General features: G+C 66.1%; 12 protein-coding genes. 6 read left to right on the top strand and 6 right to left on the bottom strand.

All coding sequences use genetic code 11. The features are described 5' to 3' along the window. Positions 1 to 189: 189 nt before the first annotated feature. The 3 genes from ACEN98_RS05810 (at position 190) to ACEN98_RS05800 (ending at position 3963) form a co-directional block, all read left to right on the top strand. The gene (locus ACEN98_RS05810) at positions 190 to 2301 is read left to right on the top strand and encodes a bifunctional 2',3'-cyclic-nucleotide 2'-phosphodiesterase/3'-nucleotidase (protein ID WP_413385954.1); all 2112 of its coding nucleotides are present in this window, start codon (positions 190 to 192) and stop codon (positions 2299 to 2301) included. A gap of 6 nt (positions 2302 to 2307) precedes the next feature. Further along, entirely contained in the window at positions 2308 to 3009 is a 702-nt protein-coding gene (locus ACEN98_RS05805) for a tetratricopeptide repeat protein (protein WP_413382410.1), read from the top strand. A gap of 108 nt (positions 3010 to 3117) precedes the next feature. Next, on the top strand, positions 3118 to 3963 hold the full coding sequence (locus ACEN98_RS05800; protein ID WP_413382407.1) for an endonuclease/exonuclease/phosphatase family protein: 846 nt from the start codon (positions 3118 to 3120) through the stop codon (positions 3961 to 3963). A 7-nt stretch (positions 3964 to 3970) separates the two neighbouring features. Here the strand turns inward: ACEN98_RS05800 and ACEN98_RS05795 are convergent, their stop codons facing one another. From ACEN98_RS05795 to ybaK, 3 genes are all read right to left on the bottom strand, one after another. Continuing rightward, positions 3971 to 4639 (bottom strand): DsbA family oxidoreductase, encoded by a 669-nt coding sequence (locus ACEN98_RS05795; RefSeq protein WP_413343727.1) that lies wholly within the window; start codon positions 4637 to 4639, stop codon positions 3971 to 3973. A 172-nt stretch (positions 4640 to 4811) separates the two neighbouring features. Further along, on the bottom strand, positions 4812 to 5453 hold the full coding sequence (gene plsY, locus ACEN98_RS05790; protein ID WP_056130155.1) for a glycerol-3-phosphate 1-O-acyltransferase PlsY: 642 nt from the start codon (positions 5451 to 5453) through the stop codon (positions 4812 to 4814). Positions 5454 to 5528: 75 nt separating this feature from the next. Beyond that, positions 5529 to 6020 carry a Cys-tRNA(Pro) deacylase gene (ybaK, locus tag ACEN98_RS05785; protein ID WP_371768992.1) on the bottom strand — a complete coding sequence of 164 codons (492 nt, stop codon included), beginning with the start codon at positions 6018 to 6020 and terminating at the stop codon, positions 5529 to 5531. Positions 6021 to 6058: 38 nt separating this feature from the next. On the opposite strand from ybaK, the gene ACEN98_RS05780 reads away from it, so the two are divergent. The 3 genes from ACEN98_RS05780 to ACEN98_RS05770 all read left to right on the top strand — a co-directional run bounded on the left by ACEN98_RS05780 (position 6059) and on the right by ACEN98_RS05770 (position 11634). Continuing rightward, a complete protein-coding gene (locus ACEN98_RS05780; protein ID WP_413382403.1) occupies positions 6059 to 7030 on the top strand; it encodes an endonuclease/exonuclease/phosphatase family protein in 972 nt (323 codons plus the stop codon). 311 nt (positions 7031 to 7341) lie between these two features. After that, positions 7342 to 8529 carry an efflux RND transporter periplasmic adaptor subunit gene (locus ACEN98_RS05775; protein ID WP_413382400.1) on the top strand — a complete coding sequence of 396 codons (1188 nt, stop codon included), beginning with the start codon at positions 7342 to 7344 and terminating at the stop codon, positions 8527 to 8529. 3 nt (positions 8530 to 8532) lie between these two features. Next, positions 8533 to 11634, top strand: a complete 3102-nt coding sequence (locus ACEN98_RS05770) for an efflux RND transporter permease subunit (RefSeq protein ID WP_413382397.1) — start codon at positions 8533 to 8535, stop codon at positions 11632 to 11634. A gap of 71 nt (positions 11635 to 11705) precedes the next feature. On the opposite strand, the gene ACEN98_RS05765 is transcribed toward ACEN98_RS05770, so the two are convergent. The 3 genes from ACEN98_RS05765 to ACEN98_RS05755 all read right to left on the bottom strand — a co-directional run bounded on the left by ACEN98_RS05765 (position 11706) and on the right by ACEN98_RS05755 (position 13370). After that, entirely contained in the window at positions 11706 to 11888 is a 183-nt protein-coding gene (locus ACEN98_RS05765) for a hypothetical protein (RefSeq protein ID WP_413382394.1), read from the bottom strand. 73 nt (positions 11889 to 11961) lie between these two features. Then, a complete protein-coding gene (gene xerD / locus ACEN98_RS05760; RefSeq protein ID WP_413382391.1) occupies positions 11962 to 12867 on the bottom strand; it encodes a site-specific tyrosine recombinase XerD in 906 nt (301 codons plus the stop codon). Beyond that, positions 12840 to 13370, bottom strand: coding sequence for a methylated-DNA--[protein]-cysteine S-methyltransferase (locus tag ACEN98_RS05755; RefSeq protein WP_413340082.1), 531 nt, complete (start codon positions 13368 to 13370; stop codon positions 12840 to 12842). The genes xerD and ACEN98_RS05755 overlap by 28 nt, the downstream gene beginning before the upstream one ends. Positions 13371 to 13560: the final 190 nt, after the last annotated feature.

Genomic DNA, 13560 nt, shown 5'->3' with positions numbered 1-13560 from the left:
GTTGTGCCGACGCACCATGAAAAACGGGGCCGCACACCGATTGCGTGCAACGGTCCGCACGGGTTTGCCAGACGGCGGCGCATGCGCGTCCGGAACCGTGCGGCGTGCGCCGGCGTGGCGCATGCCTGTCATACCGTTGTCATCCCATCAAGATAGAGTGCGGCCGGTTTCCATCACAACCGGACCAACATCTTGAAACGCAATCACGCATTGCTCGCCGCATTTGCTAGCCCTTTGGTTGCCGCCGGCCTCACCGGCTGCGGCGAGCCATCCACGCCCGCCAACGTCATCCCCGAAGGCACCACCGTGTCCCTCGCCCTGCTCGAGACCACCGACATCCACTCGAACGTCCTGGGCTACAACTATTACTCGCTGGCCGACGACGCGACCCTGGGCCTCGACCGTACGGCCACGCTGATCCAGCAGGCGCGCGCGGAGAATCCGAACAACCTGCTGTTCGACGACGGCGACGTCATCCAGGGCACCCTGCTGGCCGACCTGCAGGCCGTCACCGCGCCCGTGAAGTGCGCCGACACGCTGGCCGTGCACAAGGCGATGAACGCGCTGAAATACGATGCGGGCGGCCTGGGCAACCACGAATTCAACTACGGCCTGCCGTTCCTCAGCCAGGTCACGAACACCGACTTCGGCATCCCGGGCGTCTCCAAGCCGGCCGGCACCTGCGGCGGGCCGAACTTCCCGCTCGTGCTGTCGAACGTGACCGCGGTCGCCACGAACAAGACGATCTACGACCCGTACCGCATCCTCGCGCGCAACTTCACGGCGACGAAGCCGAACGGCGAGACGATGCCGGTCACCGTCAACGTGGGCGTGATGAGCTTCGTGCCGCCGCAGATCCTCGACTGGGACCAGAAGAACCTGACCGGCAAGGTGGCCGTGGGCGGCGCCGTGGAAGCGGCGCAGCAATACGTGCCGGAGATGCGCGGCAAGGGCGCGGACCTCGTCGTCGCGCTGTCGCACGGGGGCCTGGACACGAGCACGTACAGCCCGAAGATGGAAAACCAGAGCTATCACCTCAGCACGACCGGCATCGACGCCCTGCTGATCGGCCACTCGCACCTCATCTTCCCGAAGGGGAAAGAGACGGGCGCCGCGGCGCTGGATCCGTCGTTCGCGGCGATCCCCGCATCGGCCAGGGTCGATGCGGTGAACGGCTTCGTCAACGGCGTGCCGACCGTCATGGCGCAGAGCTGGGGGCGGCGCCTCGGCATCGTCAAGCTGACGCTCGCGTACCAGGGCGGCAAGTGGGTCGTGCAGCCGGCGCGGACGACGGTCGAATCGCGCGGCTACAAGTACAAGGACGGCACGACCAGCGTCGCGGCCGACCCGGCCATCGCGGCTGCCGTGCAGACCGAGCACCAGGCCACGATCGCGTATGCGAAGCAGCCGCTGGGCGTGGCGACGGATTTCGAGATGTCGTCGTACTTCGCGCTCGTCGGCGACGTGTCGGCGATCCAGCTCGTGAACCAGGCGCAGATCGACTATGTGAAGAACGCCATCGCGACGAGCACGGATGCCACGCTGGCGAGCTATAACAACATCCCCGTGATCTCGTGCAGCGCGCCGTTCAAGGCGGGCCGCAACGGGCCGTCGGACTTCACGGACGTGGCACCGGGCGCGACGCCGGCGGCGCCCTTTGGCCTGCAAGTCCGCAACCCGGGCGACCTTTACCTGTACAGCAACAACAACCTGCAGGCCGTGAAGATCAAGGGATCGGACCTGAAGAACTGGCTGGAGACGGCCGCGAAGCAGTTCGCGCGCATCGATCCGGCAGCGACCGCCGAGCAGGACCTCGTCCCGTCGTACGGCACGATCTACAACTACGACGTGTTCTACGCCGAGAACAACGCGCTGCAATACCAGATCGACGTGACGAAGCCGGCCGGCAGCCGCATCGTCAACCTGACGTACCAGGGCAAGCCGGTGGCGGAGACGGACGACTTCATCGTCGCCACCAACGACTACCGCGCGGGCGGCGGCGGCAACTTCCCCGGCATCGACGGCAGCAAGACGATCATCAAGTCGCCGGACGCGAACCAGGCCGTCGTCAGCAACTACCTGCAGAAGATCGGCGCGGCCACCGGCAAGGTCACCTTGGCCGCGAACGGCGGCGCGCGCAGCTGGCGCTTCGTCAAGACGGCGACCGCCGGCCCCGTGATCCTGCGCTCGGCGCCGGGCCACCTGGCGCTGGCGCAGGCCGCGGGTCTCGCCAGCGTCACGGCCGAGGGCGGGCTGGACGCGAGCGGGTTCGCGAAATATGCGATCGACCTGTCGAAGTAAGCCGGCATGAAGCGCCGACTCGCCTCCGCGCTGGTGCTCGCCCTCCTCGCCGGCTGCGGACGCGCGCCGCTGCCGGCCGAGATCGAGGCCGTGTCGATGGCCGCGACCCAGCGCGGCGATGACGCCGCCGAGCAGCGCCTGCGGGACTGGGCCGCCGACGGCATGCCGGTGGCCGAGCGCGAGCTCGCGCTGCTGTACCGGAAGCGCCATCGCGACGACCAGGCGCGCGCCCTGTTCCTGCGCGCGGCACGCCAGGGCGACGCGGAAGCCGCCCATCAACTCGGGGAGCTGCAACGCGACCGCCCGGGTACGAACGCCCAGGCCGCGCAGTGGTACCGCCAGGCCGCGCAGCAAGGGCACCCGAAGGCCGCGCTGAAGCTCGCGCTGCTGTTGAAGAACGGCGACGGCATCCCGCAGGATAAAACGGCTGCCGCGCACTGGCTCGGCGTGGCGGCCCAGGCGGGCGATGCGCATGCGATGTTCCTGTTGTCGAACGCGTATAAGGACGGCGACGGCGTGCCGGCCGATCCACGCCGCGCGCGCGACCTGCTGGAACGCGCGGCCGACCGCGAATACCCGGCCGCGATCCAGGAACTGGCGCTCGTCAAGCAGACGGGTGACGACCTCACGGCCAAGGATGCCGCGGAGGCGGACCAGCTGCTGAAGGAAGGCGCGGAACACCGGCGCAGCAACGCCCGCCGTTTCTAAAACGGCCCCAATCAGGTGAACTTGTAACCTTGACATCGATCCTACCGTGTGACCGTCATTCTCCAAAGAATGGCAAACTCTGGCAGTTGAGTTTTACGGAGGTATCGAATGCGCGTGGTTAGCTGGAATATTCACTGGGGCTGTGGGAGGGACGGGCGCATCCGGATCCACGCAATCATCGATGTGCTGCGCAAGCTGAATCCCGACGTGATCTGCCTGCAGGAAGTGGCCGCCAACCATCCCGAACTGGAGGGCAGCGCCAGCGCGAGCCAGTTCAAGCAACTGGCCGGCGCATTCGGCGGGTACCACATGATCGAGCAGGCGCCGAGCGAAATCTACCGGAACAACCTGCCCCGCCAGTTCGGCAATCTCCTGCTGTCCAAATACCGCATCACCCAGGCGCAGCGCCACATGCTGCCCTGGCCCGTCGATCCGGAACACCCGGCCGGCATGCCGCGCGGGATGATCGAAACCGTGCTGGAAGCGCCCGGCGGCAAGCTGCGCGTGCTGACGACCCACCTCGAATACTATTCGCCCATGCAGCGCCGCGCGCAGATCGCCCGCATCCGCGAACTGCACGAGGAAGCGTGCGCCCGCGCCGCCGTCTACCAGCCGGAACCCGCGCTCGAGCCGCCGTTCCAGCTCGGCTTTAGGCCCGGCACGGCGATCTACTGCGGCGATTTCAATCTTGGTCCGGATTCGGAAGACTATCGCGCCCTGCTGGCACCCGCATCAAGCGGTGCGCTGGGCCTCGTCGACGCCTGGCGCGTGCATCACGGCGACATCCCGCGCGCCCCGACGGCGGGCCTGCATGGCTTCAAATGGCCGGAAAAGCCCGACTGCTACGATTATTTCTTCGTCACGGAAGACCTGGCGGGACGCGTGGCCGACATGAGCGTGCAGTCCGAGACGTCGGCCTCGGACCACCAGCCCATCGTGCTCGATCTGAACTGAGAACCGCTCAGGCGGCCGGTTCCTCGTCCTGCTCGAGCTCCTCGTCCTGCTGTGCGATCTGGCGCAGCGCCTGCTCGAACACCTCGGGCGGCTGGCCGCCGGAGATCAGGTGGCGCTGGTTGATCACGATCGCCGGCACCGAGCGGATACCGGCACGCTGCCAGTAGTACTCGAGCTGGCGCACCTCATCCGCATATGCGTTGGATGCCAGCACCTGGCGCGCGGCCTCCACGTCGAGGCCGACCTCGCCCGCCGCGCGCAGCAGCACGTCGTGCGCGCCCGGGTTCTCGCCCAGCGTGAAATACGCCTCGAACAGCTTTTCCTTCAGCGCCTGCTGGCGGCCCTGGCCTTCCGCCCAGTGCAGCAGGCGGTGCGCGTCGAAGGTGTTGTAGATGCGGCCGCGTTTGCTCATGTCGAACGTGAAGCCGACGGCCTCGCCGCGCTGGCGGATCATCTCGCGCGACTGTTCCTGCTGGGCGGGGGTGGAGCCGTATTTCTCGGTGATGTGTTCGAAGATGTCCTGGCCTTCCGGACCCATGCCCGGGTTCAGCTCGAACGGCTGGAAGTGCATGTCGACCGTAATGTCGCCGCCCACCCGCTCCAGTGCCTGTTCGAGCGATTTCAGGCCGATCACGCACCACGGACACGACACATCCGACACGAAATCGATTCTCATCTGCTTGCTCACGTTTCACCGCCTTTCATATTGTATTCACTGACGCTACATCGTTTTTGCAGCGGATGGCATATGGTGACACATCGAACGAAAGGGAGCAGCGCGCCAAACAAATTCGGCAAATAGTGTTCGGAGCAATTTCCAAAAACCGGGCTCTGACCCCGGTTTTGGTTTATTTCTTTTTGACTGCCGGTTTGGCGGTCGCGGCGCCCTTCGATTTGCTGCCGATCTTCGATTCCTTGCCGGCCATGAGATTGCCGATGTTGCTGCTGTGGCGGTAGAGGAGCAGCAGGCTCATCGCGATGACGGCGAACAGTTTTTCGTCCGCGCCGAACAGCAGTCCGTAATAGAACGGCGCGAAGATCGCGGCCACGAGCGCGGCCAGCGACGAGTAGCGGAACGCATACGCGACGACGAGCCACGTGACCAGCGTCGCCAGGCCGAGCCAGACATTCAGGCCCAGCAGCACGCCCAGCGCGGTCGCCACGCCCTTGCCGCCGACGAAGCGGAAGAACACCGGCCACAGATGGCCCAGGAAGACTGCGATGGCGACCAGCGCCACGCCGCCGTCCTCGACGCCGAAGCGTTCGCCGAACTGGACCGCGAGCCACACGGCCAGCCAGCCCTTGGCGCAGTCGCCGACGAGCGTCGCGATGGCCGCCTTCTTGCTGCCCGAGCGCAGGACGTTGGTGGCGCCCGGGTTCTTCGAGCCATAGGTACGCGGGTCGGCGAGGCCGAACAGGCGGCTCGCGACGACGGCGAAGGAAATCGAGCCGATCAAATAGGCTGCGATGGTGAACAGAATTGTGTACATGAGTCTCTTTTCATAATCCCCGGCCAGGAATCTGGCGCGCGTGAAATATACACCATCGGCCGAGCCCGACGATAGTCAGTCGGCCAGCGCGCAGTTGACCGGCCGGGCTTTCAGCACGTCCACCAGCGCGGCCGGCGCGATCCCGACCAGGAAACCGCGCCGTCCGCCATTGATATAGATCTTGTCCAGCTGCAGGATGCTTTCCTCGACATAGACCGGCATCGCCTTGCGCACGCCGAACGGCGACGTCCCGCCGACCAGGTAGCCGGAATGGCGCTGGGCGACGTCCGGCTTGCACGGTTCGACGGATTTGCAGGGGATGGCGCGGGCCAGGTTCTTCGTCGAGACCTTGCAGTCGCCATGCATCAGCACGATCAGCGGCTTGGCCGCCTCGTCCTGCATCACGAGGGTTTTCACGACGGCGTGCTCTTCCACGCCCAGCTCGCGCGACGACACGGCCGTACCGCCGTGTTCCTCGTATTCATAAGGGTGCTCCGTGAAGGCGACCCCATGCTTGCGCAGGAACTGTGTCGCCGGGGTTTCGGAGATATGCTCTTTCTTGGCCATGCGTGTTACGCTAAATGCAAACGGAGGAGTTGCTTATTATGCAGCAAGAGATTCGCTTTGCCACCTTCAACGTGTGTAACCTCGCCCCGCCGGGCGCCAGGCTGTACGACAACCTGGAACCGAGCACCCCCGAGGAATACGAAGCGAAGATCGCCTGGACCGCGCACCAGATCGACATGCTCGGCGCCGACGTGATCGGCTTCCAGGAAGTGTTCTCCCAGGCCGCGCTGGCCGAGGCGCTGTCGCGCACGCGGCGCTTCCGCGACGCCATCCACGTCGGCTTCGATCCCGACCCGGACGCCGAGAAGCTCACGCCCAGCGTCGCCCTTGCCTCGCGCCTGCCCCTCGCGGACGCCCCGCGCCAGCTGCCCTATTTCCCGCCCGGGATCGCGATGCCGCCCGGCAACCGGGACCCCGAACGTTTTACCCGCGCCCCGCTGCACGCGGCGATCGAGCTGACGCCGGATCTCGTCGCCGACGTGGTGGTCGTGCATCTGAAATCGCGCCGCCCCGACTACCGCGCGGGCGACACGGGCGACGACCCGCAACTGTACGCGCTGGCGTCGCTGCGCTCGCTGATCCGGCGCGGCACGGAAGCGGCCGCGCTGCGCGTGCTGCTGACCGACATCGGCCGCACGCACCACCGTCCGCGCGTCGTGCTGGGCGACTTCAACGACGTGGCCGACGCGGTCACGACCGGCATCGTGCTGGGCCTCGGCGCGCCCAGCGGCGACCGTTTATATGATGCCTGCCAGCTGCAGGGCCGCCAGGACCATCTGCGGCACGTCGGTTTTTCCAACGTCCATGATGGGTACCATTCCACGATCGACCACATCCTCGTGTCGGCGGAATTCAATGCGGGGCTGCCGGGAGCGGTGGGCGAGGTCATCGACGTCGTGTACCTGAACGACCACCTCGATCTCGGGTTGCCGGAGGCGTCGGATCACGGGCAGGTGCTGGCGCGGCTGCGGCTGTTCGAGCAGGCCGGGACGCCGACAGGGGACGGCTGACGCCCGCCCGTCGTTCCCGCGAAGGCGGGAACCCAAGTTTGCATGCGTCGCGATAACGCTGGCGAACTTGGATCCCCGCCTGCGCGGGGATGACGTTGTTTGAGTATCGGGTGTCTTTCTGCCATCCGCACGTCCGCCCCGGATTTTTCGCAGTTCAGCGTCCCTTTTGCACCGCTCGTCGCATTCCGATAGCGGTTCGTCATCGACAAACCTACCATGCCGTCATGCGCTGGGAGCTCCATCCTGCCTGGCAGGACGGAGCACGTGCGCTCTCCATTCCGCTCGCGCTCACCACCACATAAAGAATAACCATGAAGATCGAGTCCCTGCCTTTGTCCGCCGACCAGCCCGCCAAGAAACCGGCGCCGCGCCGCCGCGCCAAGGTCATTGCGCTGTCGCTGCTCGCCGTCGCGCTGGCGGGCGCCGGCGCGTATGCGCTGACCCACCGCGCCGCGGCCCCCGCGCCGACGGCCGCGCCGGCACCGGCGGCGGTGCCCGTGCACGAGCTGTCGGTGCGCGACATCGCCCGCATCGAGGCGCGCCCGCTGGCCGTCACGTTGCCCGTCACCGGTTCGCTCATGCCGCTGGCGCAGGCCACCGTCAAGTCGAAGGTGTCGGGCATCGTACTGTCGACCGCCGTGCAGGAAGGCATGGACGTCAAGGCCGGCCAGGTGATCGCGCAGCTCGACCCTGCCGAGGCGCGCGCCCGCGTGGCGCAGCAGCAGGCCATGCTGGCGGACGCGCAGGCGCGCCTGGCGATGGCGAAGAAAAACATGAGCAACAGCGCGTCGCTGCTGAAGCAGAATTTCATTGCGCAGAACGCGTACGACACGTCCGCGAACGCCGTCGACCTGGCGCAGGCCGCCGTCGACTCGGCGCGCGCCCAGCTGGACCTCGCGCGCATCGCGCTGGCCGATACGACGATCCACGCGCCGATCGAAGGCGTCGTCAGCAGGCGCCACGCGCAGGCGGGCGAAAAGCTGGCGCCGGACAGCCCCGTGTTCTCGATCGTCGACCTGAAGCACCTGACGCTGGACGCCCAGGTGCCCGCGTCCGACATCCCCCGCATCCGGGTCGGCCAGGACGTGCAGTTCAAGGTCGACGGTTTCGACGGCCGCAACTTCACGGGCAAGGTCGCGCGCATCAACCCGGCCACCGAGGCGGGCTCGCGCGCCATGATCGTGTACGTGGACGTGGCGAATCCCGACGCCGTGCTGCGCGCCGGCATGTTCGCCAAGGGCACCATCGTCACCGACAAGTCGGCCGCGCATCCGCTGCTGCCGATCGGCGCCATCCGCCAGGACAATGGCCGCGACGTCGTCTACCGCATCGCTGACGGCAAGGTCGTCGCGCAGCCCGTGAAGCTGGGCCTGCGCAACCAGGACGAAGGCGTCGTCGAAGCGCTGGAAGGCGTCGACGCCGGCATGACGGTGCTGGCCGTGCCGCTGGACGGCATCAAGCCGGGCAGCAAGGTCAAACTGCCGGACGCGAAAGGCTGAGCCATGTGGATCACCCGTACCAGTATCAAATACCCCGTCTTCGCCACGATGGTGATGGTGGGCCTGATGGTGCTCGGCCTGTTCGCGTACCGCGGCCTGGGCGTCGAGAGCATGCCGAACGTCGAGATCCCGGCCGTCTTCATCGAGACCGCGTATCCCGGCGCCTCGCCCGAGCAGGTCGAGAATGACGTGACGCGCCCGCTCGAGGAAGCGGCGAACACCGTCGGCGGCATCAAGACGATCCGCAGCACGTCGTGGGAAGGCCGCTCCGGCGTCGGCATCGAATTCCAGCTGACGGTCGATATGGACCGCGCCGTGCAGGACCTGCGCGACCGCATCAGCACCGTCCGCGGCGGCTTCCCGCGCGAGGTGAAAGAACCCATCGTGTACCGCGAGGAAGGCGAGAACACGCAGCCCGTGGTCCTGCTGGCGCTGACGTCGAAGGAGCGCAGCCTGCGCGACCTGACGATGCTGACCGACCAGGTGATCGTCAAGCGCCTGCAGGCCGTGGCCGGCGTGGGCCAGATCCGCGTCAACGGCAAGCAGGACCGCCAGGTGCTGATCGACATCCGCCCCGACCAGCTGAAGAGCCTCAACGTCGGCATCGACGAGGTGATGAACGCGATCGCGACGACCAACGCCAACCTGCCGGCCGGCCGCATCAGCCACGGCGCGCGCGAGAACCTCGTGCGCATCGAAGGCAAGATGAAGGAAGCGGCCGACTTCCGGCGCATCGTCGTCGCCAACCGCACGGGCGGCCCGATCTACCTGAGCCAGGTGGCCGACATCTCCGACGGCGCCGCCGAGGAACAGTCGATCTCGCGCGTGAACGGCGAGCGTTCGATCACGCTGGAGATCGCGAAGATCCAGGACGCCAACACCGTGCAGGTGGGCACCGGCGTCAAGGCCGCCATCGAGGCGATGAAGACGACGCTGCCGAAGGACGTGCAGTTCCGCATCCTGGACGACAAGGCGAAGAACGTGCAGGGCCAGCTCGACAACGTCAAGGACACCATCCTCGAAGGTGCGCTGCTGACCATGGTGATCGTGTTCTTCTTCCTGCACTCGTGGCGCAGCACCATCATCACGGGCCTGACGCTGCCGATCTCGGTGCTGGCCAGCTTCATCGCGATGAAGTACTTCGGCTTTACGCTGAACTTCCTCACCCTGATGGCGCTGTCGCTGTGCATCGGCCTGCTGATCGACGACGCCATCGTCGTGCGCGAAAACATCGTGCGCCACCTCGGCATGGGCAAGGACCACGTGCGCGCCGCGGAAGACGGCACCAACGAGATCGGCGTCGCCGTGATGGCGACGACGTTCGCCATCGTCGCCGTGTTCGTGCCGATCGCATTCATGAAGGGCATCATCGGCCGCTTCTTCCTGCAGTTCGGGATCACCGTCGCCGTGGCCGTGCTGGTGTCGCTGTTCGTCAGCTTCACGCTCGACCCGATGCTGTCGTCCGTGTGGCCCGATCCCGTGAAGGGCCGCTTCAAGTACGTGCCGTGGCTGGGCCGCCTGATGGCGCGCATCGAGCACGGCATCGAGTGGCTGCACGACGTGTACGCGAAGGTGCTGGCGCTGGCGCTGGACTGGCGCAAATCCACGCTGCTGCTCGCGGTCGTCCTGTTTGCGGCCAGCCTGATGCTGGTGCCGAAGATCGGCGGCGAATTCGTGCCGCAGGTCGACGACGGCTACATCCACATGCGCCTGAAGACGCCGATCGGTTCCAGCCTGGACTACTCGGATGCGAAACTGCGCCAGGCCGAGGCGGCGCTGGCCGAGTTCAAGGAAATCGAAAGCGTCTCGACCATCGTCGGTTCGTGGGAAGGCCGCAATTACTCGGAAGTGCACCTGAAGCTGACGGACGTGCACAAGACGCACCGCCGCTCGCAGCAGGCGATGGAAAAAGTCATCCGCGACCGCCTGGAAAAGATCGCCGGCATCTCGCTGACGGTGGGCCAGCGCCCGATCTACATCGCCATCCTCGGCAATGACGAGGCGAAGCTGGACGCGGTCGCCCACACGCTGATGGACAAGATGCGCAAGATCCGCGGCATCGCCGACATCGAGTACAGCCAGGAAGGCGCGAACCCGGCGACCATCGTCAAGATCAACCACGAGCTGGCGTCCGACCTCGGGCTCACCGTGCAGCAGATCGGCACGGCGCTGCGTCCGTTCGTCGCCGGCGACCAGACCAACCGCTGGCTCGCGCCGGATGGCCAGAACTACGAAGTCAACGTGCAGCTACCGAAGTCGGGCCGCGAAAAGGTGGCCGACCTGGCCGACCTGTCGGTGGCATCGAGCAAGCGTGACGCGATGGGCAACCCGGTCATGGTCCCGCTGCGCCAGGTCGTGCAATTCATCCCGTCGACGAGCCCGCAGATGCTCAAGCGCCAGGCGCTGCAGCGCCGCGTGGCGGTCTTCGCGGGCCTCGAAGGCCGTCCGCTGGGCGACGTGATGGGCGACGTGAACAAGGAAATGAAAGCCATGCAGCTGCCGGACGGCGTGCGCTTCGACGTCGGCGGCGACGCCCAGCAGATGGACGAGACGATGGCCGGCTTCGGCGTCGCCCTGGGCATTGCCGTGATCTTCATCTACCTCGTGCTGGCCTCGCAGTTCGGCAGCTTCCTGCAGCCGATCGCGATCATGGTGTCGCTGCCGCTCTCGCTGATCGGCGTGCTGGTCGCGCTGCTCATCACGAAGACGACGCTGAACATCTTTTCCATCATCGGCGTCGTGATGCTGATGGGTCTCGTGACGAAGAACGCGATCCTGCTGGTGGACTTCGCGAACCACGGCCAGCGCGAAGGCCGGTCACAGTTCGACGCGCTGATGGAAGCGGGCCAGGTGCGCCTGCGCCCGATCCTGATGACGACGCTCGCGATGATCTTCGGCATGCTGCCGATGGCAATCGGCATGGGCGAAGGCGGAGAAACGCAGGCGCCGATGGGACGTGCGGTGATCGGGGGCGTGATCACGTCGACCCTGCTCACCCTGGTCGTCGTGCCGGTGGCATACACCTATCTCGACAGCCTGGGCAAGCGAGTGGCGGCGTGGTTCAAGAAAGGTCACGAGGAGGAAGAGGCCGCCGTAACGCCGTAGGGTGGGCGGCCCTCCGCCCACGCGTGACGTATGCGGTTCGGCGACGTACGCGTGGGCACGGAGTGCCCACCCTACGCGGGGTTGTGCTCCTGCTGCGCTTCCTCGCCGGAATCCTCATCCAGGGCTGGCCCATCCTCCCCGCCTTCACCCTTGTGCTGCTTGGCTTCCTGCTTCTTGCGCGCCTTTTCGTCCGCCTTGCGTTTCTTCTCCAACTCCCGCTGGCGTTTTTCGTACTGGAAATTCGTCTTGGCCATGCTCACCTCTTGCTATCGTTGGAAAGGTCGTACTAGTCCATTATGGACCAGTCATCCCACATCGTCTTGAGAATTAACCACGCGGGTGGTGCCGCGCGTGGAGGTGCTTCAGGCGCTCGCGCGCGACGTGGGTGTAGATCTGGGTCGTGGAAATGTCGGAATGCCCCAGCAGCAACTGCACCACGCGGAGATCGGCGCCGTGGTTCAGCAAGTGTGTTGCGAACGCGTGACGCAGCGTGTGGGGCGACAACGGTGCCGTGATGCCAGCCTTCGCCGCATGCTTCTTGATGACGACCCAGAACATCTGACGCGTCATCGGGCCGCCGCGGCCCGTCACGAACAGCGCGTCGTCGACCTGGCCGTCGAGGATGATGCCGCGCGCCTCTTTCAGGTAACGGTCCAGCCAGTGCCGCGCCTGTTCGCCAAACGGCACGAGCCGGGTCTTGCTCCCTTTGCCGGTAACCCTCAGGACGCCATCGTTCAGGCTCAGTTCGACCAGCTTCAGCGCGACGAGTTCCGACACGCGCAGGCCGCTGGCATACATCAGTTCGAGCATCGTGCGCTCGCGCAGGCCCAGCGGCGTCGCGACGTCCGGCGCCGCGAGCAGCGCATCGACCTGGGCTTCGGTGAGCGTATGGACGAAACGCTGCGGCTGCTTCGCGGATGCCATCCTCAGGCACGGGTCGGCGGCGATGCGGCGGTCGCGCAGCGCGAGCTGGTAAAAGCGCTTCAGCACCGACAGCCGGCGGTTGGCCGAGCTGGGCTTCGTGTCTTCGTGGCGTTCGGCGAAATAGGCGGCGATGTCCTGCGGTTCGACGGCGTACAGGTCGCTCCGCTCCGGCCGCTTGACGTCGAGCCAGCGCGCGAACAGGCGCAGGTCGCGCCGGTAGGCGTCGAGGGAATTCTTCGCCAATCCGTGCTCGAGCCAGAGCGTGTCGCAGAACGCGTCGATCAGGGAAAGATTGACTGCTGCTGCCATGGCATCTCGAGCGCCAGCGCGCCTTCGTGGCGCAGCAGCCAGCGCTTGATTCCGAGCTGGAATCCGTGTTCGTCGTCGCTGCTGGAAAAACCGCCCAGGCCGCCGGACGCCGTCACGCGATGGCACGGGATCACGAGCGGGAACCAGTTGGCGCCGCAGGCCTGGCCGACGGCGCGCGGGGCCGATTCCAGCTGCTTGGCGATCTGGCCGTACGTACGGACGCTGCCGCGCGGGATCGCGCAAATGGTGTCCCACACGCGCCGCTGGAATGCGCTGCCGGCTTCCTTCAGCGGCAGGTCGAAGCGGAAATCGGGATCCTCGAAATAGCGCGCCACCTGGACGGCGGCCTGCTCGGCGACGGCATCCTGCGCCGATTTTTCGTGGTAATGCGGCGGCAGGTAGACCAGTTCGCGCAACCGCCCGTCTTCGGTACGGATGCCCATCGCTCCAAACGGCGCCGCGATGATGGCGCTGAAAATCTCGCTGCCTTGTTGTGTGCTCATCGATGCAGTGTAAGACCCGGCGAGCGCGTTCGCAAGGCCCGCCCAAGGTCCACCAAACCGAGGCAAAAAAAAACGCACCCGTGGGTGCGTTTCTAATATGGTCACGTTTTCGGCTGCCTGGTCATTGCCGGCTGCATCATATAAAACGTGTGTCTCCTCCTAACTGTTTTACGGTAAAGTTTGTATTTAC

The sequence above is a fragment of the Massilia sp. CT11-137 genome (assembly GCF_047302885.1).
In the GTDB taxonomy this organism is placed as follows: domain Bacteria; phylum Pseudomonadota; class Gammaproteobacteria; order Burkholderiales; family Burkholderiaceae_D; genus Telluria; species Telluria orientalis.
The sequence above is the reverse complement of the archived record's forward strand: the minus strand, read 5'-3'. Positions and strand labels throughout refer to the sequence as shown.